General features: G+C 47.3%; 16 protein-coding genes. 11 read left to right on the top strand and 5 right to left on the bottom strand.

Annotated elements, in window-relative coordinates; translation table 11 throughout:
* The first annotated feature begins 274 nt into the window (after window positions 1-274).
* The 10 genes from rimP to DW036_RS00835 all read left to right on the top strand — a co-directional run bounded on the left by rimP (window position 275) and on the right by DW036_RS00835 (window position 11,626).
* Window positions 275-742 carry a ribosome assembly cofactor RimP gene (rimP, locus tag DW036_RS00790; RefSeq protein ID WP_007661583.1) on the top strand — a complete coding sequence of 156 codons (468 nt, stop codon included), beginning with the start codon at window positions 275-277 and terminating at the stop codon, window positions 740-742.
* 4 nt (window positions 743-746) lie between these two features.
* The gene (gene nusA / locus DW036_RS00795; protein WP_118460544.1) at window positions 747-2,057 is read left to right on the top strand and encodes a transcription termination factor NusA; all 1,311 of its coding nucleotides are present in this window, start codon (window positions 747-749) and stop codon (window positions 2,055-2,057) included.
* Window positions 2,058-2,124: 67 nt separating this feature from the next.
* Window positions 2,125-5,214 (top strand): translation initiation factor IF-2, encoded by a 3,090-nt coding sequence (gene infB, locus DW036_RS00800; RefSeq protein WP_118460546.1) that lies wholly within the window; start codon window positions 2,125-2,127, stop codon window positions 5,212-5,214.
* 103 nt (window positions 5,215-5,317) lie between these two features.
* Window positions 5,318-5,824 (top strand): CvpA family protein, encoded by a 507-nt coding sequence (locus DW036_RS00805; protein ID WP_118460548.1) that lies wholly within the window; start codon window positions 5,318-5,320, stop codon window positions 5,822-5,824.
* Complete coding sequence (gene sufB / locus DW036_RS00810; protein WP_007210913.1) at window positions 5,824-7,281, top strand: Fe-S cluster assembly protein SufB; 1,458 nt, start codon at window positions 5,824-5,826, stop codon at window positions 7,279-7,281. The genes DW036_RS00805 and sufB overlap by 1 nt, the downstream gene beginning before the upstream one ends.
* A gap of 38 nt (window positions 7,282-7,319) precedes the next feature.
* On the top strand, window positions 7,320-8,072 hold the full coding sequence (gene sufC / locus DW036_RS00815; protein ID WP_007210912.1) for a Fe-S cluster assembly ATPase SufC: 753 nt from the start codon (window positions 7,320-7,322) through the stop codon (window positions 8,070-8,072).
* A 55-nt stretch (window positions 8,073-8,127) separates the two neighbouring features.
* Window positions 8,128-8,565: a GxxExxY protein gene (locus DW036_RS00820; RefSeq protein WP_007216870.1), complete on the top strand. Its 438-nt coding sequence runs from the start codon at window positions 8,128-8,130 to the stop codon at window positions 8,563-8,565.
* A gap of 13 nt (window positions 8,566-8,578) precedes the next feature.
* Window positions 8,579-9,922 (top strand): Fe-S cluster assembly protein SufD, encoded by a 1,344-nt coding sequence (gene sufD / locus DW036_RS00825; RefSeq protein WP_118460550.1) that lies wholly within the window; start codon window positions 8,579-8,581, stop codon window positions 9,920-9,922.
* Window positions 9,923-9,945: 23 nt separating this feature from the next.
* Complete coding sequence (locus DW036_RS00830) at window positions 9,946-11,160, top strand: aminotransferase class V-fold PLP-dependent enzyme (RefSeq protein WP_118460552.1); 1,215 nt, start codon at window positions 9,946-9,948, stop codon at window positions 11,158-11,160.
* Between the two features lie 145 nt (window positions 11,161-11,305).
* Window positions 11,306-11,626 (top strand): heavy metal-binding domain-containing protein, encoded by a 321-nt coding sequence (locus tag DW036_RS00835; protein WP_118460554.1) that lies wholly within the window; start codon window positions 11,306-11,308, stop codon window positions 11,624-11,626.
* A 40-nt stretch (window positions 11,627-11,666) separates the two neighbouring features.
* Here the strand turns inward: DW036_RS00835 and DW036_RS00840 are convergent, their stop codons facing one another.
* The 3 genes from DW036_RS00840 to DW036_RS00850 all read right to left on the bottom strand — a co-directional run bounded on the left by DW036_RS00840 (window position 11,667) and on the right by DW036_RS00850 (window position 16,079).
* Window positions 11,667-12,638, bottom strand: coding sequence for a FecR family protein (locus DW036_RS00840; RefSeq protein WP_118460556.1), 972 nt, complete (start codon window positions 12,636-12,638; stop codon window positions 11,667-11,669).
* Window positions 12,635-13,159 (bottom strand): RNA polymerase sigma-70 factor, encoded by a 525-nt coding sequence (locus DW036_RS00845; protein WP_007210903.1) that lies wholly within the window; start codon window positions 13,157-13,159, stop codon window positions 12,635-12,637. Before DW036_RS00845 ends, DW036_RS00840 begins: the two co-directional genes overlap by 4 nt.
* A 334-nt stretch (window positions 13,160-13,493) precedes the next feature.
* Window positions 13,494-16,079 (bottom strand): outer membrane beta-barrel protein, encoded by a 2,586-nt coding sequence (locus DW036_RS00850; protein ID WP_118460558.1) that lies wholly within the window; start codon window positions 16,077-16,079, stop codon window positions 13,494-13,496.
* 172 nt (window positions 16,080-16,251) lie between these two features.
* On the opposite strand from DW036_RS00850, the gene DW036_RS00855 reads away from it, so the two are divergent.
* The gene (locus DW036_RS00855; protein ID WP_118460560.1) at window positions 16,252-18,456 is read left to right on the top strand and encodes a sodium-translocating pyrophosphatase; all 2,205 of its coding nucleotides are present in this window, start codon (window positions 16,252-16,254) and stop codon (window positions 18,454-18,456) included.
* 82 nt (window positions 18,457-18,538) lie between these two features.
* Here DW036_RS00855 and DW036_RS00860 read toward each other — a convergent pair whose 3' ends face one another.
* A complete protein-coding gene (locus tag DW036_RS00860; protein ID WP_118460562.1) occupies window positions 18,539-20,467 on the bottom strand; it encodes a trehalase family glycosidase in 1,929 nt (642 codons plus the stop codon).
* Between the two features lie 129 nt (window positions 20,468-20,596).
* Window positions 20,597-23,749 (bottom strand): glycoside hydrolase family 2 TIM barrel-domain containing protein, encoded by a 3,153-nt coding sequence (locus DW036_RS00865; RefSeq protein WP_118460564.1) that lies wholly within the window; start codon window positions 23,747-23,749, stop codon window positions 20,597-20,599.
* Window positions 23,750-23,763: the final 14 nt, after the last annotated feature.

Here is a 23,763-nt window from a genome sequence, read left to right on the forward strand (position 1 = left end):
TTTTTTACTTGCGTATTTTCGTCCGAATCGCCGGAAGGATGGATATACGGCATTCTCCTTATGCATAAAATACAAAATGTCAGAATCCGCCTTGCCGTTTCGAAGCGGTTTTACAGAAGTCATTTGCATTACTTTCTTCTTTCAGGAGCGTTAAAACATTCTTTTTTTCTCTAATATTTTGTAGTCGAATAGATTATTTATATCTTTGCAACCGCAATGGATGAAAGGTGGAGGGGCAATTAAGCTCCTTTTTTTGTTCTTATATAGTTAATCAATGATAGAAAAGAAAACTGTTTGTCAAATTGTTGACGAGTGGCTGGAGGGAAAAGAGTACTTTCTGGTGGAAGTAACTATCAGCCCGGACGACAAGATTGTGGTGGAAATTGACCACAAAGAAGGGGTTTGGATTGAAGATTGTGTAGAGCTGAGCCGATACATCGAATCCAAGTTGAACCGTGAGGATGAAGATTATGAGTTGGAGGTAGGTTCTGCCGGTATCGGACAGCCATTTAAAGTGTTGCAACAGTACATCAACCACATCGGAAAGGAAGTGGAAGTACTGAGAAAAGACGGACGTAAGCTGTGCGGCGTACTGAAAACAGCCGATGAACAGCATTTCACGGTAACCGTAGAAAAGAAGGTAAAGCCCGAAGGCGCTAAACGCCCCACATTGGTGGAAGAGGACGAAACCCTTGCGTATGATGAAATAAAATATACTAAATACTTAATCAGTTTTAAATAAGACTATGGCCAAAAAAGTAGAAACTGTCAGTTTGATAGATACATTTTCGGAATTTAAGGAACTGAAAAATATCGATAGAACCACGATGGTGAGCGTGCTCGAAGAGTCGTTCCGTAGTGTGATTGCGAAGATGTTCGGCACCGATGAGAATTACGACGTTATCGTGAACCCGGACAAGGGGGACTTCGAAATATGGCGTAACCGTGAAGTGGTGGCGGATGAAGACTTGGAAAATCCGAACTTGCAGATTGCATTATCGGAAGCACAGAAGATTGATGCTTCTTATGAAGTAGGCGAGGAAGTGACGGATGAGGTAATCTTTGCAAACTTTGGACGCCGTGCTATCCTGAACCTTCGTCAGACATTGGCTTCTAAGATTCTGGAACTGGAAAAAGACAGTATCTATAATAAATATATTGATAAGGTGGGCAACATCATTAATGCAGAAGTATACCAGATATGGAAGAAAGAAATGCTGCTGCTGGATGATGAAGGTAACGAGTTGTTGCTGCCTAAGACGGAACAGATTCCGAGCGATTTCTATCGCAAGGGAGAAACGGCACGTGCCGTTGTAGCCCGTGTGGACAACAAGAATAACAACCCGAAGATCATTCTTTCGCGTACGTCGCCGGTATTCCTGCAACGTCTGTTCGAAATGGAAGTGCCCGAAATCAATGATGGACTGATCACCATCAAGAAGATTGCCCGTATCCCTGGTGAGCGCGCCAAGATTGCCGTTGAGTCATACGATGACCGTATTGACCCGGTAGGTGCCTGTGTAGGTGTGAAGGGTAGCCGTATTCATGGTATCGTTCGTGAGTTACGCAACGAGAATATTGATGTAATCAATTACACGTCCAATATTCAGTTGTTTATTCAGCGTGCTCTCAGTCCTGCGAAGATTTCTTCTATTCGTTTGAACGAAGAAGAACGTAAGGCGGAAGTCTTCCTGAGACCGGAAGAAGTATCGCTGGCTATTGGTAAAGGCGGTTTGAATATCAAACTTGCCAGTATGTTGACTGAGTACACTATTGACGTATTCCGTGAGTTGGATCAGGCTGTTGAAGACGAAGACATCTACTTGGATGAGTTTAGGGATGAAATTGACGGTTGGGTGATTGATGCCATCAAAGCGATTGGTATTGATACTGCAAAAGCCGTGCTGAACGCTCCGCGTGAGATGTTGATTGAGAAGACCGACCTGGAAGAAGAAACAGTGGACGAAGTATTGCACATTTTAAGTTCGGAGTTTGAGGAAAGCGAAGGCGAGCCTGAATTTGAGGCTGAAGCTGAGCCTGAGTCTGAGACAGAATAAGTGTCTGTTGACATTCGTTTCTGTTTGCACTAACTTCTTTCTCCACATTATTCATTAATTTTTTAGTATGACGATTAGGTTAAATAAAGTAACAAGAGATTTGAATGTAGGAATTTCGACGGTAGTTGAGTTCTTGCAGAAGAAAGGCTTTGCCGTTGAGGCAAACCCCAACACAAAGATTAACGAGGAGCAATACGCCTTGCTCGTGAAAGAGTTCAGTACAGATAAGAATCTTAGACTTGAATCGGAACGTTTTATTCAGGAACGACAGAATAAAGACCGTAACAAAGCATCGGTATCCATCGATGGCTACGAAACTGAAACTACGGAGAAACCGAAAGTAGAAGAAATTAAAACTGTTGTCCCCGAAGATGCACGTCCGAAGTTTAAACCTGTCGGAAAAATAGACTTGGATAAGTTGAACCGGAAACCGGTAGTAGAGAAAGTGGAAGAAAAGAAAGTAGAAGAACCAGTATCTGTGGTAAAGGAAGAACCGAAACCGCAGCCTAAGCCGGAAGTCAAACCGGAACCGAAGCCCGAACCCAAACCAGAGCCCAGGCCTGAACCCAAACCGGAACCGAAACCGGAACTCAAGCCCGAACCGGCTCCTGTGGTGAAGGAAACACCGAAACCGGAAGTTGTAGAAAAACCAGCTCCCGCTCCAGTAGTGGCAAAAGAAGAAGTGAAAAAGGAAACGCCTGCTCCCGTAGCACCTGCTAAGGAAGAAGTGAAACCTGCAGTTGCAGAAGAAACACCAGCAAAGGAGGAAGATGAAATCTTCACGATCCATAAGCCGGAGTTTGTTTCCAAAATCAATATCATCGGTCAGATTGACTTGGCTACGCTGAACCAGTCTACACGCCCCAAGAAGAAGACCAAAGAGGAGAAACGGAAGGAGCGCGAAGAGAAGGAGAAAATCCGTCAGGATCAGAAGAAGCAGATGAAAGAGGCGATTATCAAAGAAATTCGCCGCGAAGACAATAAAGCGAAGGATGGTAAGGAAAAAGAAGCCGATGCCAATGCCAACAAGAAGAAACGTCTTCGTATTAATAATAATAAGGAGAAGGTTGACATCAACAATGCATCCAACTTCCAGCGTGGAAATGACAATCGTGGTGGTGGAGGCAAAGGCCCTCATGCCGGCGGTGGTCAGCAAGGTGGCGGTGGTGGTAACAATCACCAGGGTGGCAACAAGAACAACAACCGTAACAACAATAACAAGGATCGCTTCAAGAAACCGATCATCAAGCAGGAGGTTAGCGAGGAAGATGTAGCCAAGCAGGTAAAAGAAACGTTGGCACGCCTCACCTCCAAAGGTAAGAGCAAGACTTCAAAATACCGTAAGGACAAGCGCGATATGGCAAACAGCCGTATGCAGGAGCAGGAAGACCGCGAAATGGCGGACAGCAAAGTACTGAAGATAACGGAATTCGTAACCGCCAACGAACTGGCAAGCATGATGGACGTTTCCGTAACGCAGGTCATCGCTACTTGTATGAGTATCGGTATCATGGTGTCTATCAACCAGCGTCTGGATGCTGAAACCATCAATCTGGTGGCGGAAGAGTTCGGTTACAAGACTGAATACGTCAGTGCGGAAGTGGCGCAGGCTATTGTAGAGGAAGAAGATTCTGAAGAGGATCTGGAACCGCGCGCACCGATTGTCACCGTCATGGGTCACGTAGACCACGGTAAGACGTCATTGCTCGACTATATCCGTAAGGCGAACGTTATTGCCGGTGAAGCCGGTGGTATCACGCAGCACATCGGCGCTTACAACGTGAAACTGGAAGACGGACGTGAGATTACGTTCCTCGATACTCCGGGTCACGAGGCATTTACCGCTATGCGTGCCCGTGGTGCGAAGGTGACGGACGTGGTTATCATTATTGTCGCTGCCGATGATAATGTGATGCCGCAGACGAAGGAAGCCATCAACCATGCTATGGCTGCCGGTGTACCTATCGTATTTGCCATTAATAAGATTGATAAGCCGACTGCCAACGCTGACAAGATTAAGGAAGAACTGGCAGCTATGAATTACCTCGTTGAAGAATGGGGCGGTAAATATCAGTCACAAGATATTTCAGCAAAGAAAGGCTTAGGTGTGAACGATTTGCTGGAGAAGGTATTGCTGGAAGCAGAAATGCTTGATTTGAAAGCAAACCCGAACCGCAAGGCTACAGGTTCCATCATTGAGTCTTCATTGGATAAAGGACGTGGTTATGTAGCTACCATGCTGGTATCGAACGGTACATTGCACGTTGGTGACATCGTATTGGCGGGTACAGCGTATGGTAAGGTAAAAGCTATGTTCAACGAGCGTAACCAGCGCCTGAAAGAGGCCGGACCGTCTGAACCGGTATTGATTCTGGGATTGAACGGTGCACCTGCCGCGGGTGACACGTTCCACGTAATCGATACGGAACAGGAAGCACGTGAAATCGCTAACAAGCGCGAACAGTTGCAACGTGAACAGGGGCTGCGTACTCAGAAGATGCTTACTTTGGATGAAGTTGGCCGCCGTCTGGCACTGGGTGACTTCCACGAACTGAATATTATCGTTAAGGGTGACGTGGACGGTTCTGTTGAGGCGTTGAGCGACTCACTGATCAAGTTGTCTACCGAACAGGTACAGGTGAATGTAATCCACAAAGGCGTTGGAGCTATCTCCGAGTCCGATGTTTCACTGGCTGCCGCTTCGGATGCCATCATCATCGGCTTCCAGGTGCGTCCGTCGAATGCCGCTGCAAAGATGGCGGAGAACGAAGGGGTGGATATCCGCAAGTATTCCGTGATCTACGACGCTATCGAAGAGGTGAAGGCCGCTATGGAAGGCATGTTGGCACCGCAGGTGAAGGAGCAGGTAACTGCAACCATCGAGGTACGCGAGGTGTTCAATATCACCAAGGTAGGTCTCGTAGCCGGTGCGTTAGTCAAGACCGGAAAGGTGAAACGCAGCGACAAGGCTCGTTTGATCCGCGACGGTATCGTAATCTTTACCGGTTCTATCAATGCTTTGAAACGTTTCAAGGACGATGTGAAGGAAGTCGGTACCAACTTCGAGTGCGGTATCAGCCTGACGAACTGCAACGATATCAAGGTAGGCGATATAATCGAATCTTACGAAGAAATAGAAGTAAAACAGACTCTGTAATTAAATAAATTGAGAGCTGAGAATTGAGAGTTGAGAGTTATTTGCAGCATAATCGCGCAGCCAACTCTCAACTCTCAATTCTCAGCTCTCAATTTTTTCAACTATGACAATAATAGATATCATCCTGTTGGTGGTGATTGGCGCAGGAGCGGTCATCGGTTTTATAAAAGGCTTCATCAAGCAACTGGCATCTATCCTCGGATTGATTGTCGGATTGCTGGCTGCAAAAGCACTGTATGTGTCGGTAGCGGAGAGAGTCTTTTCTAAGATAACGGACTCCATGACGTTTGCCCAGATATTGGCGTTTGTTGTTATTTGGGTAGTGGTGCCATTGTTGTTCCTGCTGGTGGCGGCTTTGCTGACGAAGGCGATGGAAGCAGTCTCGCTCGGTTGGCTGAATCGATGGCTGGGTGCCGGACTGGGCGCATTGAAGTTTCTGCTGCTGGTGAGTCTGCTTATCTGTGTTGTCGAGTTTATCGACTCGGATAATACGATGATTGATAGAACAATGAAGGAGGAATCCGTGTTATATTATCCTATAGAGTCGTTTGCGGGAATGTTTTTCCCGGCTGCAAAAGAAGTTACAGAACAATATATACTTAATACATAATGCAACCCGAAGAACCCAATAAATATGTAAAGGAACTAACGCAGGAGAAGTACAAGTATGGCTTCACCACCGACGTGCATACGGAAGTCATTGAGCGTGGGCTGAATGAAGATGTTGTACGGCTGATCTCTGCGAAGAAGAACGAGCCGGAATGGCTGTTGGAGTTCCGTCTGAAAGCATATCGTCATTGGTTGACGATGGAGATGCCTACATGGGCGCATCTCCGTATTCCTGAGATAGATTACCAGGCTATTTCCTACTATGCCGACCCGTTGGCAAAGAAGAAAGATGCGCCGAAGAGTATGGACGAAGTAGACCCTGAGTTGATAAAAACCTTCAATAAGCTGGGTATTCCCTTGGAAGAACAGATGGCATTGAGTGGCATGGCAGTGGATGCTGTGATGGACTCCGTATCTGTGAAGACTACGTTCAAGGAAACGTTGATGGAGAAAGGAATCATTTTCTGTTCCATCAGTGAAGCCGTACGTGAACATCCGGATTTGGTGCAGAAGTATCTTGGTTCCGTTGTAGGATACCGTGATAATTTCTTTGCCGCACTGAACTCGGCGGTATTCTCCGACGGTTCGTTTGTATATATTCCGAAAGGGGTACGCTGCCCGATGGAGCTGTCCACGTATTTCCGTATCAATGCGCGTAATACAGGCCAGTTTGAGCGGACGCTGATTGTGGCGGATGATGATTCGTATGTTTCCTATCTGGAAGGTTGTACGGCTCCGATGCGCGATGAGAACCAGTTGCATGCCGCTATCGTGGAGATTGTGGTGCACGAGCGTGCGGAAGTGAAGTACAGTACCGTACAGAACTGGTATCCGGGTGATGCCGAAGGTAAAGGCGGTGTCTATAATTTCGTTACGAAACGTGGTAACTGCAAAGGTGCGAACAGTAAACTTTCCTGGACACAGGTGGAGACAGGTTCGGCTATTACGTGGAAATACCCTTCCTGTATTTTGACGGGAGATAACTCTTCGGCTGAATTCTACAGTGTGGCGGTGACGAATAACTACCAACAGGCAGATACGGGTACGAAGATGATTCATCTGGGTAAGAATACCAGCAGTACCATTGTCAGCAAAGGTATCTCTGCCGGACATAGTGAGAACTCTTACCGTGGTCTGGTGCGTGTAGCTCAAAAGGCGGATAATGCACGTAACTATAGCCAGTGCGACTCTCTGTTGCTGGGTGATAAGTGCGGTGCGCATACCTTCCCGTATATGGATATCCATAATGAGACGGCGGTTGTGGAGCATGAGGCGACTACCAGCAAGATCAATGAAGACCAGATCTTCTATTGCAACCAGCGTGGTATTTCTACGGAGGATGCAGTAGGGCTGATAGTGAACGGTTATGCAAAGGAAGTGCTTAATAAGCTGCCTATGGAGTTTGCGGTAGAGGCCCAGAAGTTGTTGGCTATTTCGCTGGAAGGCAGCGTAGGATAGGAATTGTAATTAGTCATTTGTAATTAGTAATTATAGAAATGTTAGAGATAAAAGACCTGCATGCCAGTGTAAATGGCAAAGAGATATTGAAGGGCATCAACCTGTCGGTAAAAGCAGGTGAGGTGCATGCTATTATGGGGCCGAACGGTTCCGGTAAGAGTACTCTTTCGGCTGTATTGGTAGGTAATCCTGCCTTTGAAGTGACAAAGGGAAGCGTGACTTTCTGCGGTAAGAACCTTTTGGACTTTTCACCGGAAGACCGTAGTCATGAGGGCATCTTCCTCAGTTTCCAATATCCGGTAGAAATTCCGGGTGTGAGTATGGTCAACTTTATGCGTGCAGCGGTGAATGAGCAACGTAAATACAATCATCTGCCTGCTCTCAGTGCAAGCGAGTTCCTGAAGTTGATGCGTGAAAAGCGTGCTATTGTGGAACTGGACAATAAACTGGCTAACCGTTCGGTGAACGAAGGTTTCTCCGGTGGTGAGAAGAAGCGGAATGAAATCTTCCAGATGGCGATGCTGGAACCGAAATTGAGTATTCTGGATGAAACGGATTCCGGGCTGGATATCGATGCTTTGCGTATCGTGGCCGAAGGTGTGAACAAACTAAAAACACCGGAGAACAGCACCATTGTCATCACTCACTACCAACGCTTACTGGATTATATCAAACCTGACGTCGTACATGTGCTTTACAAAGGTCGTATCGTGAAGACTGCGGGACCGGAATTGGCTCTGGAACTGGAAGAGAAGGGGTATGACTGGATTAAGAAGGAACTAGGAGAGTAATTACATTTTTTAGACGCGGATGGCACGGATGACGCGGATTTTTTATTAGTGCATTATGAGTTTGACACAGGCGGATAAAACTGATGCTATTATAAATGCATTTTATGATGTGTATAATGAGCTTGGGTATGGGTTTATTGAAAATGTATATCAGAATGCATTATATAGGGAGCTGTTGAGACGTGATATTCCCTGTGTAGCACATCCGAAAATAAATGTTTATTATAAGGATGAAGTAGTCGGTTATTATGAAGCTGATATAATTGTATATAATTCTGTTATTTTAGAATTAAAAGCGGTCACCCGACTATCTAAAGAACATGAATTGCAATTGGTCAATTATTTGAAAGCAACAGATATAGAAGTGGGATTATTATTAAACTTTGGTCCCAAACCAGAAATTAGTAGAAAGGTTTTTTCCCATTACTATAGAGAACGTCTACAGAATAATAGTGAATCCGCGTCATCCGCGTTATCCGTGTCTAAGAAATAAAATATAAACGTATATGAATGCAGAACAACAATACATAGATCTTTTCTCCCAGACGGAAGCGATGATATGCCAGCACAGCACCGAGGTGATGAATACCCCTCGCGCGACTGCGTTTGCCGACTTTGAACGGCTTGGCTTTCCTACCCGTAAACAGGAGAAATATAAATATACCGATGTCAGCAAGTTCTTTGAACCGGACTATGGGTTGAACCTGAACCGTCTGGATATTCCGGTAAATCCCTATGAAGTATTCAAATGTGACGTACCCAATATGAGTACCTCTCTGTACTTTGTAGTGAATGATGCTTTTTACAATAAAGCATTACCTGCCCCACATCTGCCCGATGGAGTCATCTTTGGTAGTTTGAAGGAGATGGCAGAGAAGCATCCGGAACTGGTAAAGAAGTACTATGGCAAGCTGGCGGACACTTCAAAAGATGGAGTAACAGCATTCAATACCACTTTTGCGCAAGACGGTGTGCTGCTATATGTACCTAAGAACGTTGCTTTGGAACGTCCCATTCAGTTGGTAAACATCCTGCGTGGTGACGTGAACTTCCTGGTGAACCGCCGGGTATTGATTGTATTGGAAGATGGCGCACAGGCACGTATGCTGGTGTGTGATCATGCCATGGATGCCGTGAACTTCCTGGCAACCCAGGTGATAGAAGTATTTGTAGGTGAGAATGCTGTCTTTGACCTTTACGAACTGGAAGAAACGCATACAAGTACCGTACGTATCAGCAATATGTATGTGAGACAGGAAGCCAACAGCAATGTATTGCTGAATGGCATGACCTTGCATAACGGCACTTCCCGCAACACCACCGAAGTATTGCTGGCAGGTGAAGGCGCCGAAATCAACCTTTGCGGTATGGCCATTGCAGATAAGAATCAGCATGTAGACAACAATACAAGCATAGACCATGCCGTGCCTAACTGTACGAGTAATGAACTCTTCAAGTATGTGCTCGATGACCAGTCAGTCGGTGCATTTGCCGGTCTGGTGTTAGTACGTCCGGATGCGCAACATACCAGTTCGCAACAAACGAACCGGAACCTTTGCGCCACACGTGAGGCACGTATGTATACGCAGCCGCAACTGGAAATTTATGCCGATGATGTAAAGTGTAGCCATGGCGCTACCGTTGGCCAGTTGGATGAGAATGCACTTTTCTATATGCGTCAGCGCGGTATTCCGGCACGTGAAGCCCGCTTATTGCTGATGTTTGCCTTCGTGAACGAAGTAATCGATACCATCCGTCTGGATGCATTGAAAGATCGCTTACATCTCTTGGTAGAGAAACGTTTCCGTGGTGAACTGAATAAGTGCCAAGGCTGTGCGATATGCAAGTGAGAATATATTAATACCTAAACAACATGTATGATATTCAAAAGATAAGAGCCGATTTCCCGATACTTTCCCGTGAAGTGTACGGCAAACCATTAGTCTATTTGGATAATGGGGCGACGACACAGAAGCCGCGTTGTGTGGTGGATGCCATAACGGATGAATATTATTCTGTCAATGCCAATGTGCACCGTGGCGTACACTTCCTGTCGCAACAGGCAACGGAACTGCACGAGGCAAGCCGAGAGACGGTGCGGAAGTTCATCAATGCCGGTTCTATAAATGAAATCGTATTTACACGGGGAACCACGGAAAGCATCAATCTGTTAGCCTCCAGTTTCGGTGAGGCATTTCTGCATCCGGGTGACGAAGTGATTGTTTCCGTAATGGAACATCATAGTAATATCGTTCCCTGGCAACTGCTGGCCGAACGGAAGCGTATCAATCTGAAGGTTATTCCGATGAACGACCGCGGTGAACTTCTGATGGATGAATACGAGAAGCTTTTCACTGACCGAACGAAGATTGTGAGCGTAGTACATGTGTCCAATGTTTTGGGTACGGTCAATCCTATCAAGGAAATGATTAAGATTGCCCATAATCATGATGTACCTTTCCTGGTAGATGCGGCACAATCCATTCCTCACATGGCAGTGGACGTGAAAGATCTGGACGCTGATTTCCTTGTATTCTCCGGTCATAAAGTGTATGGGCCTACCGGTGTGGGCGTGCTCTATGGTAAGGAAGAATGGCTGAATAAGTTACCTCCTTATCAAGGCGGCGGTGAGATGATAAAGCATGTATCTTTTGAACGTACTACCTTCAATGAATTGCCGTTTAAGTTCGAAGCCGGTACTCCTGACTATATCGGTACTACGGGACTGGCGAAAGCTCTCGATTATGTTTCTGCCATTGGCATGGATAAGATTGCCGCTTATGAGCATGAATTGACGGAATATGCCACGCAGCGATTGAAAACAATCCCCGGTATGCGTATCTTTGGTGAAGCTGCTGAGAAAGGAAGTGTCATCTCCTTCCTTGTGGGGGATATTCATCACTTCGATATGGGCACATTGCTCGATCGTCTCGGCATTGCCGTACGTACAGGACACCATTGTGCCCAACCGTTGATGCAACGCCTCGGCATAGAAGGAACAGTGCGTGCTTCTTTTGGAATCTATAATACGAAAGAAGAAATAGATGTCTTGGTGGCAGGTATCGAACGCGTCAGCAAGATGTTCTAAGCATAAATATAAAATTTAGGTTTCGTAAGCCTTATCAAAGCTTGCGAAACTTGAGTATAAAATATAAAAAGAAGGTCACTGCAACTTTCCGTCCTGTCTGTGCGTCTAATAGAATGCAAATAACTTAAATAAACAGAGAAAGATCATGTTAGTAACAACAACCCCAATTATCGAGGGTGGACGTATCACCCGCTATTACGGTATAGTTTCAGGCGAGACGATTATCGGTGCCAATGTATTCCGTGACTTTTTTGCCAGTATTCGTGATGTAGTGGGCGGACGCAGCGGCTCTTACGAGGAAGTGCTGCGTGAAGCGAAAGATATTGCCCTTCGTGAAATGCAGGAGCATGCCAAGGCACTTGGAGCCAATGCTGTGATTGGCGTGGATTTGGACTATGAAACAGTAGGTGGAAGCGGCAGTATGCTGATGGTAACTGCTTGCGGCACGGCTGTGACCGTAGAATAATCAATACAGAGGGAGAACCGGAAAGCTCTTCCCCTGCATATCAATGCTTGGGAGAATAATCGCTGATGATTACTTTTCCCTTTTTTTGTTCCAGTTTGGCTATTCCCAGATCATTGAGCGCTTGCAGTACCTCTTCCAAGGAAGTTGTTCGCGGGAAGCGGAAATGAATGCGTTGTTTCAGCAAGTCGGGCGAATGAAAGATGATACTGGTATTATACCATGTGCCGACAGACTTCATTATCTCCGCCAGTTCGGCATCATCGAAGCTGAACTCTCCTTTGGTCCATCCTTCCGTTGCGGTGAGTTGTGCTTCGGATATGGTGAAACCATTATCTTCAGACAATATAGCTTGCTGTCCGGGCAATATGTCTTTCTGCCGTGTTTGTTTCTCGTCGCTGACGCGGACGCGCCCCTGAAATAAAGTGACTGCCGCTACTTTTCCCGGATAGGCATTTACATCGAATACCGTGCCCAATACCTGTGTCTGCATCTTACCGGAAGAAACAATGAAAGGACGTGCACTATCTTTTGCCACTTCGAAACGTGCTTCTCCTGTCAGATGGACTTCACGGGTCCCCTCTGCCGGGAATTGTTTAGGATATTCCAGGCGGGAATTGGCGCTGAGCGTAACCTGTGTACCATCGTCCAAAGTGATTTGCATGGTAGTGGCTGGGGGAGTTGAAAGAGTAATCCTGCCATTGCTCTCTGAGGTGATGATTGCTTCGGGAACATCCAGGGCCGCAAAGATTTCGATATCTTGAATCGTGTCTTTGTTGGTAATACGGGGCACGATAAGCACTACCAGCACTACGATGGCAGCTGCAATGCCGGAAGTCCACATCTGTATGATGCGTCTGCGTTTTTGGGCGTCTTGCCGGGAGGCAAAAGCATTCCATGCCGCGCGGGTTTCTTCTTCCGAAGGTAAGTCTCCGAGCGCTTCTCCGAAGGCATTCAGTAATCTGAGGTCTTCAGTATCCATCTTGAAATCATTTTCTTTTTTCTCTTCCATCATCGGTTTCCTCCTTTCAGGGTCATAGCTTCGCGCAAGGTACGCAAAGCTTTGGATATATGTTTCTTTACAGTGTCGGGACTGATGCCAAGCTGTTCGGCTACTTCCCGATAGGTTTTATGTTCATAATAGCAGAGCCGCAATACCGTGCAGGTTGGTTCCGGTAGGTTGCGGGCAATGCTTTCCGCTTGTTGCAGTAGTCGTTCATGTTCCCGGTAGTCGGTCGCTACATCCATGCGGGTGGCTTCGCGCAATGCTTCCAGGTTGGTAGCTTCTACTTGCAGATGCTTCAGACGGTTAAGGCAGGCGTTACGTGCCGCAGTGTAAAGCCAGGCTCCCCGGTTTTCCGGTTCCAGCTTTTCGAATTGTTTCCACGCCTGCTCCATCACACTACCCACAATATCACGGGCTTCTTCTCCGTCGCCCAATAGTTGGGTGGCGTAGCGCACCAGACGGGGATATAGCTCCGTGAACATCTGTCCGAAAACTTCTCTTTTTGTGTCTTTTTTATGAAACAAGGACATTCTCTGATTCTTTATTTAGTCTGCAAAGGTAAGGATTATCCTTTATTTCCTTTATCAATCTCCTTAAACTGTCGTTGCACCGTTGTGGGAAGGACATTGTACAATTGTACATATTGGGAAAGAGAGATACAGGAAATGGTTAGTGCTCTAGCAATCAGTTGGTTGTATTTACAAACCATTTACATCACACGGTAAAAGCATTTACCGCCATATGTAACGCTCTTTACCCCTTATTGTAACGCTCTTTACCTCGGTATGTAACGCTCTTTACCTCGGCGTGTAAACGGAGTTATCATTTGAGGTAAACAGAATCATCCTTTGGGGTAAACGGAATTTAAAGACGTCCTTTTTCACTTTCTCCGGCACCTTTACCTTTATATTTATTCTTAGTGGCATTGAACTGATAGTTGAGGCGTATGCCGAAACGTTGTTTGTCGGCATAATTTTCAAACTCGTTGTAGGTACGGTCGCCATATACACGAAAGTGATAGGTACCTGTACGAAATATATCATTCGCTACCAACGAGATGCGCAACGCACGGTCTTTCAGGAAAGATTTGGTAAGTTGCGCATCTACAGTTCCTTCTGTTTTTCTGATGGCATAGCTTTGCTTTGCACCCAATGCCAGTCTTCCTTTTATATTGAGAAACCAGCCACGAGGCAAAGTAAAGCTGTTGTTCAGAATGAAATCCGGTTGCGCCTCATTCCAGAGGGGCTGAATATTCAGTGAACGGGCATTGGACTGGAACCAGGACACACTGACCGTAAATTGCGGTTGCCACCAGCCGAACTTCGGGGAGAGTACCACAGCGCCTCCGTATGCATAGGAGTTGGGAATGCTTGCCATCGTCCACAATACTACGCCGGGATGCTTTGCATCGTCGTATGGTTTTGCATAAGTGGTGTACATGTTTCGTACATGGTTGAAGTATAAACTGGTATTGATCCATTTCCAGCCCCCTTCCAATGAGAAGAGGTTATGCTTTTGTGGTTCCAGTTCAGGATTTCCGTTGTGGTATTGGTACTTGCTTTGGTAACTGATGGTACTGGACAGCATACTGTAACTGGGACTAAATTTCTTCATGCGATAAGACAGGCCGATATTCCAGTCCTCCTTTTTATAGAAAATGCCGGCTACGGGAATCAAGTCATGATAGGCAGGACTTTTCTCTACTTTATAGACATCTGATTCGTAGTAATCCGTCTTTTGATATTCGTAGCGTAGTCCTGCCGTAAGGTCGAACTGTCCCAATTCTATGGAATAATCGGCAAAGGCAGAGGCGATGGACTGTTTGATGCGGTTGTCGGCATCGTTGGAGAAACCGCTTTGCTTGAAGATGTCGTGGCGCTCGGTGAAAGTTTCTTCAGTACCGAAAGAGAGTTTGCCTTGCCCAAGCGGTGCTGTAATCACCAGTTTAGCGGCATACAGGCGGTTTTTCACTTCACTGTCGGATGTGGCATCTGTTTCACCATTGTTGTCCACCTTCTGCCCGCCTCCCGAACGACCGTAGAGGTAGTCGGCATTGAAGTCGATGTTCCATTTTCCGAAAGTACCGTTATAATAGCCATTCACGGTATGATTCCAGTTGGTATGCTTGCGACCGTGTGAGTCGGATGTGAGACGATCCACCTCTTCTCCGTCCCGCAGCATCACGGTTTCACCTTGTGCATAAAGTTCCTGATTGCCCAGTCCGGTTTTGGGTACATAGCGTATACCGAAAGACTGATGGTCATCCGGTTCGTAGTTGAAACCTACTTCGCCATTGAAGTTTGCATCATGTGCACGATTGACGTTGTCAGATATACTTTTCCATTCGGAGGAAGTGCTCAGTTGCAGTTGGGTATGACTGGTGGAGTATGTGTCCGACTCATTGAAATGCCCTTTGACAAAGATGTCCAGTCCGCCGGTACGATAATTCAGTGAGGCGCCTTGTTTGCCTTTTGCCGAGTGTCCCTGGGTATAGTCTGCGTAGGCATTGGCACTTAAACCTTGACCGCGCTTGCGGATGGTACGTAGTCGGATAACAGATGATACGTTGGAGGAATAACGTGCTCCGGGTGTGGTTACAATTTCGGCGGAGAGTATTTCGTTAGCCTGAAGTTGATCCAGTTCGGAGGAGTCGCGCACTTTCCGACCGTTGATGTAGATGTCCGGTTTGCCTCGTCCGATAACCGTATAGTTACCGTCCGAGCCGGTGACAAAAGGGAGGTGACCGATCATATCGCTTGCCGAACCCAGCATGGAGAGCGGTGTTCCCGCTACGTTGGCAACGAAAGCGCCATTCTTGCGTTCCACCATCGGGCGGGAGGCGGTTACCGTCACTTCCTTCAGCATTTGCGCGTCCGGTTGCAGGCGAATGTCATTTTCCGGTTGGCAGGGAAGCGTCAAGGATTGATAGCCTATGTAGGTTACTTTCAGCAAATGTTTTTTTTCATTGTTGCCGGGTAGGATAAAGCTACCGTCTTCCGCTGTGACGCATCCTGTAATAAAAGAGGAATCGGTTGTTGCCAGCAGGATGACGTTGGCATACGCTAACGGTTCATTCCGCTCTCCGTATATGGTTCCGCGCACTTGGGTAGTCTTGCCATCTTTTCCCTTACGCTGAATCACGAAGTAATCGGTACGTTCAATGCTGTTGAAAGGCTTTCCTTTCAGTACTGTGCGGATGGCTTCGCCTTGTGTCTGTTTACGGATACTTGCTGTTACGTGATAGTTCTCCGTCTCTTCATAGGCAAAAAGGATATTCTTGCCGCCCATCTTCTCTATCTGTTTCAGTGCGGCAGACAGCTTTTCGTTTTTTAGTTCCAGACTGACCAGTCTGGATGTTTGCTGTGCATTTGCGGTTGAGGTAAAGAGTAGAAGAATATATACTGTGTATATCATCCATGCCTTTCTAAAAGTAAAATCTGTGCGTTTCATTATTCCTTTGTTTTTATTGATTTTACTTATACTACAACATGGGTGCTCAATCGGGTACGGTTTTCGCCTGCAAATTTAATAGAATGAGTTGATTTTCTTTCATTCCTTTGCTTATTTCGTTTCAAATCAATACTTTTAGACTTTCAATCAACCTTTTAATACGAATAACACCATGGACAGTTTGCTTTTCTGGCTGATTCCGGCCGCTTCCGTTTTAGCTCTCTGCTTTGCTTACTATTTCCATAAGCAAATGATGAAAGAGAGTGAGGGTACTCCGCAAATGATAAAGATTGCCGCCGCTGTGCGTAAAGGCGCGATGTCTTATCTGAAACAACAGTATAAGATAGTTGGCTGGGTATTTCTGGGACTTGTGATCCTTTTCTCTATTATGGCTTATGGCTTCGATGTGCAAAACCATTGGGTACCGATTGCTTTCCTGACGGGCGGTTTCTTCTCCGGACTTTCCGGCTTCCTCGGCATGAAGACGGCAACGTATGCTTCGGCACGTACGGCAAATGCTGCCCGTAATTCACTGAATGCGGGATTGCGCGTCGCTTTCCGTAGTGGTGCGGTAATGGGACTGGTGGTAGTGGGCTTGGGCTTGCTCGACATCTCTTTCTGGTATCTGTTATTGAATGCGGTTATTCCGGAAGATGTTCTGACTCCGACTCATAAACTCTGTATTATCACTACCACCATGCTTACTTTCGGAATGGGTGCTTCCACACAAGCGCTCTTTGCCCGTGTAGGTGGAGGTATCTATACGAAAGCTGCCGATGTAGGCGCCGACCTGGTAGGTAAGGTTGAGGCCGGCATTCCCGAAGACGATCCGCGTAATCCTGCAACGATTGCCGATAATGTAGGTGACAACGTAGGCGATGTGGCGGGTATGGGTGCCGATCTCTATGAAAGCTATTGTGGCTCCATACTGGCAACTGCCGCTCTGGGTGCTGCCGCCTTTATTCATACGGGAGATACGGCCATGCAGTTCAAAGCCGTTATTGCTCCGATGCTGATTGCTGCCGTAGGTATCCTTCTCTCTATTATCGGTATCTTCGCAGTACGTACCAAGGAGAATGCGAAGATGAAAGACCTGCTTGCTTCGTTGGCTTTCGGTACGAACCTGAGTTCAGTGCTGATTGTAGTGGCTACTTTCTTTATTCTTTGGTTGTTGCAACTTGATAACTGGATGTGGATATCCTGTGCCGTTATAGTCGGTCTGGTAGTCGGTATCATTATCGGACGTTCTACGGAATACTATACCTCACAATCCTATCGTCCTACTCAGAAGTTGAGCGAAAGCGGAAAGACCGGTCCGGCAACGGTAATCATCTCCGGCATCGGTTTGGGTATGCTGTCTACCGCGGTTCCGGTGATTGCTGTGGTAATAGGTATCATTGCTTCCTACCTGTTTGCATCAGGGTTCGATTTCAATAATGTAGGTATGGGACTTTACGGCATCGGTATTGCTGCCGTAGGTATGCTTTCCACCTTGGGTATCACGCTTGCTACAGATGCTTACGGTCCTATTGCCGACAATGCCGGTGGTAATGCCGAAATGTCCGGTCTGGGTGAAGAAGTTCGCAAACGCACCGATGCTCTCGACTCTTTGGGCAACACCACTGCCGCTACCGGAAAAGGCTTCGCCATTGGTTCGGCTGCACTTACGGGACTTGCCCTGCTTGCTTCTTATATTGAAGAAATCCGTATCGGACTGACTCGTTTGGGAACCACGGAATTAACACTTCCCCATGGGGATGCTGTGGGGCTTCAGGATGCCACCTTCTTCGATTTCATGCATCATTATGATGTGACATTGATGAATCCGAAGGTTCTTTCGGGTATGTTCCTGGGTAGTATGATGGCATTCCTTTTCTGCGGATTGACAATGAACGCTGTTGGCCGTGCCGCCGCCCACATGGTGGATGAAGTGCGCCGCCAGTTCCGTGAAATCAAGGGTATCCTTACCGGTGAAACGGAACCGGACTACGAGCGTTGTGTAGAGATTTCTACAAAAGGAGCACAGCGTGAGATGGTAGTTCCCTCATTGATAGCCATTATTGCTCCGATTGCAACGGGACTTATCTTCGGTGTTCCCGGTGTTCTGGGTTTGCTGATCGGTGGATTGAGCAGCGGTTTCGTCCTTGCCATCTTTATGGCGAATGCGGGCGGTGCATGGGATAATGCAAAGAAATATGTGGAAGAAGGTAACTTTGGCGGTAAGGGTAGCGAAGTACATAAAGCTACTGTGGTAGGCGATACGGTAGGTGACCCGTTCAAAGATACTTCCGGTCCGAGTTTGAATATCCTTATCAAGCTGATGAGTATGGTAGCTATCGTGATGGCCGGACTGACGGTTGCGTGGAGTCTCTTCTAAGAACCCTGTTTATTATTCCCTCTAATAGAAATGCCCGTTTTCCTTAATGGAAACGGGCGTTTCATTTTAATGGGAACGGGAATTACTTCCCGTAATCATCGTACATCATCAATAGATGGGATGAACTCCAACTGAAGTGTGGCGCTTTCAGTCGCTCTCCGGTGTGAGTGCCATAGTTCTCGTGGATGGGCGCTCCTTCTTTCAGCCCGTTGAGGCGGTCGAATACCTGCAAGGTATATTCATCGGCGAGCTTATGGTAACCGTAGTTGCGGAGCCCGCGGATGGCAAAGTAAGTCTGATCCAGCCAGATAGGACCACGCCAATAGCCGCGCGGGTTGTACTTGGGATTATCTGCGGCAATGGTGGGGAAGGGGATATACGTTGAGAACTTCGCTGTGTCCTGAAGCATGGGTAACATCTTGTCTACCTGCTCTTGCGTGGCAATCTGTGTCCACAACGGAGTATAGGCTTCGCATCCCGGTTCTTCAATGAATGAACCGTCTTTCAGGCGGCGGTCAAAGAAGAAATTGAGTTTGGGATCAAAGAAATAATCGGCTACTTTATTACTATAGTCGGGAGCATCGAATGAGACATTCAGTAATCCGGCAAACTTCTTCAGTAACTTACATTCCAATGCCAGGTAGGCATTCAGGTCTACACTTTCCTGGTCCATGCTCCAGGCATCCTCGCCCCCGTCGTTCTTCAGCATCACGGCATCGTCAAAACGGATGGCATTGTCCATACCGCTTTCCCAGGCTGCCGCTTCCAGAGTACCGTCTGTGGCACCGTATTCGCACATACCATTATGATTATGGTCGCGTTTCTGATACCACCACTTATAATAAGAAAGCAGTTGCGGATACATCTCGGAAACGAAAGCTGTGTCGCCTGTATGCGTAAAGATCTCATCTACAGCCCAGCATACAAGGGGTGGCTTGCTGTCGCGTGCATTGTTTTCGGATGGATCGGTGTAGATACAGTCGATAACCATACCGTCCGGTTGCTGATAATCGAACATGGCGCGGATGTTATTCTTTGCCAGTTCAGGATCGAACTTGGCAGTTCCGGCGCTGAAACGCCAGCTGTCCCATGCCCAGAAGCCTACAAAGTAACCGACTGCATGGCTCGGAATGATACCCTCGTGCAACAGACCGCCGCGATGGGTACGCCAGTTGGAGATAAGAGTGGTTACGGCTTTCACGGCGATGCGGTCGTATTCGGGTTTCATGTCGGTACGCAGTATCTTCGTCAGGTATCTTTCCCAACGTTCGGCATTGGCTTGCAATGCTTTTTCGGGATTGTTAAGCAGGTTGGGGAGGTTTTGTAATCCGGCTGTCATTTCCTTTTCGGAGGTGAAGAAGGAAATGGCTACGTTTACGGGGTACTTGGAGGTATGGATAAGGGCGGTGTAGTTATTATCCGTTCCGGTAAGTGCCACATCGGGAGTAAACGTTACAGTTACGCTTTCTCCACTGGGATGGCGGGCTATTACGGAATTCTGCTCTATACTTACGGTTACGTTCTTTCCCCATTGGCTGCCGGTCAGCATCAGTTCTTCCGTCTTGTCGGCTTCTATACGAAGCAAAGCGGTAGAGGCACTTATGAAGTTAAGCTGCTGGGTGATGGTTCCGTTGCCCGAATGGGCGGACATATACAGTTCTCCGGGATAGTAGCAGGTGGAGTCGGGCACAAAGGTGTCCGAAGGTTTCTGACTAAAACCTACCGTAACAGCGGATTGAGCCATCCACTGGCGGCGAAACATATCCAGACTGAACGGGCCGCAGAAACCGTTTACCCAGTTCTCTTTCTCGGGAAGGGTGAAGCCCATCCACGAGCCGGCATCTGTGAACCAGCCGTAGCAGCGGTGCAAAGTATCGGGAGTGTAGGCGATATCCAGTATATTATTGAAGGTATACCGCTTCTCCGCAGTGTTTTTGCTGCCGGAAGTGCAGGCGGTGATGCCTGCAACCAGCAGAGTAATACAAATGGTGTGTATAAACTTATGTCGCATATTCGTTATTATTATGAACTTAATAATTGCTTTTTAGGGGTGATAAATGATAATTTGAGAGGGAATGGGTATGCGGACGACACGGATAAGGCGTTCGTCCGCCTTATCCGTGTCGTCCGCGTACCCATATTAGAACCAACATTTGTGAGCCTGTTCCGCTGCATCATCCTTTGCTCCGAGCGGTTGCAGTGTGAAACTGTATTTCCACTCGTGCGGAGTGATGGTGTATTCGGGATGTACTTGTGCTCCCCAGGTATTGTCACCACCCACACCCATCTGCTGATGGTCGATGTTCAGCCAGACCATATCCTTTTTCAGGATACTTCCTCCATGACGGCGTTCTACCTGCGAGGGACGATATTCGATGTCCTCCATCGGGAAGTTCCAGGCACTTACGCTCAGAGGTTCTTCTCCCGTAACCAGTAAACCCTCTCCGGCAGCATTGCGCAGGGCAACCCAACGCACATCACAGTGATTGGCTGTTTCCTGAGCACGTACATACGGATGGAATTGTTCCCAGACCGTAGCATTATACAGGCCTATCAATGCTCCTGTCTTTCGGTCTGCATAGTTTTCCTGCGGACCGCGTCCCAGCCAGGACATCATTTCATATTCTGCCGGAAGTATCATACGCATACCCAGACGGGGCATTTCACTCAGCGCCTGTTTGCCCGGAGTGAAGTGCATGCTCACCCGGACGGCACCGTCAGGATGAATATCATAGATCGTTTGCAATGTAGAGCCTTGCGCCTCCATCTTATAAGTAGCTGTTACGGTGGCAATCTGCTGTTTCTCCGTAACTTCCAGATTCTCCAGTTTGGCATCCTTTCCGGCGGTCTTCCAGGTGGCACAGCGGTAAAGATGTCCGTTAGGAATATCGTTGTCCGTCAGCGGACGCCAGAAGTTGGGCTGTAAACCCTCTTTAATCAGATTCTTTCCATGGTAGGTCAGTTCTGTCATCTCACCGTTTTGGGCGGAGAAAGCTATTTGGAAGTTATTTCCTTTCAGTGTGATCGCTTCGTTATTCCGGTCCATTGCCAGTGTACCGTTGGCGGGCTGAACCTTTCCGGCTGTTTGAGTGGTGGGGAGTAGCCATTGCTCAATGGCCACTTCATGTCCTTTCGGTATCAGCGGAGCTTCATGCTTGGTGAATGCGCGCAGAGTCAGGAAGTATTCCTTACCGTCGGCAGGCAATGCTTTCAAGGGTAATTCTATATTGGCAAAGCTTCCCGGAGTGATTACGGGGAAGTCCATTTCACCTTCTTGTACCGCTTTTCCGTCGCACTCTACTGCCCAACGCAGGGTATATCCTTCCAAGCCGATGAAATCATGCCGATTGCTGATTTTTATCTTGTTCGGAGTAAAAGCTACCGGTTCGAAGTGAACGTATTGCAGTACTTTCTTCACCTCATAGATGTGCGGATGGAGAGAACGGTCGGCAGCTACCAGTCCGTTGGCACAGAAGTTAGAGTCGTTGACGATGCCTACAAAGCCCATGTCGCCTCCGAATGCCCAGATATCACGGTTGTTTTTATCTTTGATGGCGAATGTCTGGTCTACCCAGTCCCAGATAAATCCGCCCTGTAGCTGGTCATACTTATAAATCAAATCCCAGTAATCCTGGAAGTTTCCTACGCTGTTACCCATCGCATGGGCATACTCACACATAATCAAGGGGCGTTTGTCACGCTGATTGATGTGGCGGCGCAATGACCAGATACGTGCATACATCGGACAGTAAATGTCGCTTTTTGCATCGTAGCCGCCTCCTTCGTATTGTACCGGGCGGGTAGGATCTATTTTCTTAGTATAATCGTACAGCGTTTCAAAATGTTTGCCATACCCGGATTCATTACCCATGGACCAGGTGACGATGGCTGAGTAGTTACGGTCGCGTGCAATCATGCGGCTCATGCGCTCCATGAAGGGGCGTTCCCAGTCCGGATAATTAGCCAGCGTGCCATCCTTATGATCCATCATGCCATGACTTTCGATGTTGGCTTCATCCACCATGTACAGACCGAATTCGGTGCAAAGCTCGTACCAGGCAGAGTAGTTTGGATAGTGACAGTTGCGTACACCGTTCAGGTTGAATTGTTTCATCAACTGAATATCATGTATCATGGAAGCGACGCTGATAGTGCGTCCTTTGTGCGGATCGTGCTCGTGACGGTTTACTCCTTTAAACAGTACTGCTTTCCCGTTGATCATCTGCATTCCGTTGCGCATTTCTACCGTGCGGAAACCAAAAAGGTGAGTGAAAGATTCAAGTGGTTTTCCCTGGGCGTCGAAGGTGCTGACTACTAATGTGTAAGTATTCGGCGTTTCAGCATTCCATGCACGTGCATTCGGGAAGATTTGCTGTTGGCTGAACAGGGTATCGGTAGTGGAAGTGATGGACTGCTTCCGGTTGTAAATCTCCTTGCCGTGATCTAATATCTTAACTTCGACGGTTTCTCCGGCTTTCGGCTGGTGAAGTAATACATCGAGGTTTAATTCTCCATCTTTGTAATCATTGACTAACTCGGCAGTCATCCGGAAGTCACGGACACGGCTTTGCGGACGGGCATAGAGATATACATCCCGTTCAATGCCACTGTATTTCCAGTAGTCCTGCCCTTCAAGATAGGAGCCATCGCTGTAACGGAATACTTTCACGGCAAGTTTATTACTGCCTTTTTTCAACAGCTTCGTAACGTTGAAGTGAGACGGCAGACGGCTGTCTTCGGCATATCCGGCAAGCTCACCGTTCACCCATACATAATAAGCGGATTCCACTCCTTCGAAGTCAAGGAAGATATCCATACCTTCCCAACCATTCGGGACGGTAAACTCACGAATGTAGGCTCCTACCGGATTGTAATTGGCAGGCACATACGGAGGATTGGCAGGAAATGGATAGCGGGTATCTGTATAGATAGGAGCATCGAATCCTTGCAGTTCCCAACTTCCGGGAACTTGTATTTTGCTCCACTTCCGGGTATTGTATCCGGGTTTATGGAAATCTTGAGGGCAAAGATCGTTATTCTTTGAGAACAGGAATTTCCAGGTTCCATCCAGAGAAACTCGTCTTTCTGTCGCAGGATTCACGTCGAAACGCACATCGGCGGGGAGAGAGCGTTGTTTCAAAGCGTTGGCTTCATTCGTAAACGGGATGAAGTGCGCATGCATCGGCTCTCTGTTTATCTCGTTGATTTGTGGGTTCTGCCAGGGTTCGTTATCAGCCAGGGCAGAAACACAAAGCAATGAGGAAAAGAGTAAGGTATAAACTTTGGCTTTCATGATAATTTGCTTTA

It is taken from the genome of Bacteroides sp. AF39-11AC, assembly GCF_003474285.1.
GTDB lineage: Bacteria > Bacteroidota > Bacteroidia > Bacteroidales > Bacteroidaceae > Bacteroides.

Excerpts from the sequence above, each read along its gene's own strand:
- rimP (WP_007661583.1), top strand. The coding sequence starts at position 275 with ATGATAGAAAAGAAAACTGTTTGTCAAATTGTTGACGAGTGGCTGGAG.
- nusA (WP_118460544.1), top strand. The coding sequence starts at position 747 with ATGGCCAAAAAAGTAGAAACTGTCAGTTTGATAGATACATTTTCGGAA.
- infB (WP_118460546.1), top strand. The coding sequence starts at position 2,125 with ATGACGATTAGGTTAAATAAAGTAACAAGAGATTTGAATGTAGGAATT.
- DW036_RS00805 (WP_118460548.1), top strand. The coding sequence starts at position 5,318 with ATGACAATAATAGATATCATCCTGTTGGTGGTGATTGGCGCAGGAGCG.
- sufB (WP_007210913.1), top strand. The coding sequence starts at position 5,824 with ATGCAACCCGAAGAACCCAATAAATATGTAAAGGAACTAACGCAGGAG.
- sufC (WP_007210912.1), top strand. The coding sequence starts at position 7,320 with ATGTTAGAGATAAAAGACCTGCATGCCAGTGTAAATGGCAAAGAGATA.
- DW036_RS00820 (WP_007216870.1), top strand. The coding sequence starts at position 8,128 with ATGAGTTTGACACAGGCGGATAAAACTGATGCTATTATAAATGCATTT.
- sufD (WP_118460550.1), top strand. The coding sequence starts at position 8,579 with ATGAATGCAGAACAACAATACATAGATCTTTTCTCCCAGACGGAAGCG.
- DW036_RS00830 (WP_118460552.1), top strand. The coding sequence starts at position 9,946 with ATGTATGATATTCAAAAGATAAGAGCCGATTTCCCGATACTTTCCCGT.
- DW036_RS00835 (WP_118460554.1), top strand. The coding sequence starts at position 11,306 with ATGTTAGTAACAACAACCCCAATTATCGAGGGTGGACGTATCACCCGC.
- DW036_RS00840 (WP_118460556.1), bottom strand. The coding sequence starts at position 12,638 with ATGATGGAAGAGAAAAAAGAAAATGATTTCAAGATGGATACTGAAGAC.
- DW036_RS00845 (WP_007210903.1), bottom strand. The coding sequence starts at position 13,159 with ATGTCCTTGTTTCATAAAAAAGACACAAAAAGAGAAGTTTTCGGACAG.
- DW036_RS00850 (WP_118460558.1), bottom strand. The coding sequence starts at position 16,079 with ATGAAACGCACAGATTTTACTTTTAGAAAGGCATGGATGATATACACA.
- DW036_RS00855 (WP_118460560.1), top strand. The coding sequence starts at position 16,252 with ATGGACAGTTTGCTTTTCTGGCTGATTCCGGCCGCTTCCGTTTTAGCT.
- DW036_RS00860 (WP_118460562.1), bottom strand. The coding sequence starts at position 20,467 with ATGCGACATAAGTTTATACACACCATTTGTATTACTCTGCTGGTTGCA.
- DW036_RS00865 (WP_118460564.1), bottom strand. The coding sequence starts at position 23,749 with ATGAAAGCCAAAGTTTATACCTTACTCTTTTCCTCATTGCTTTGTGTT.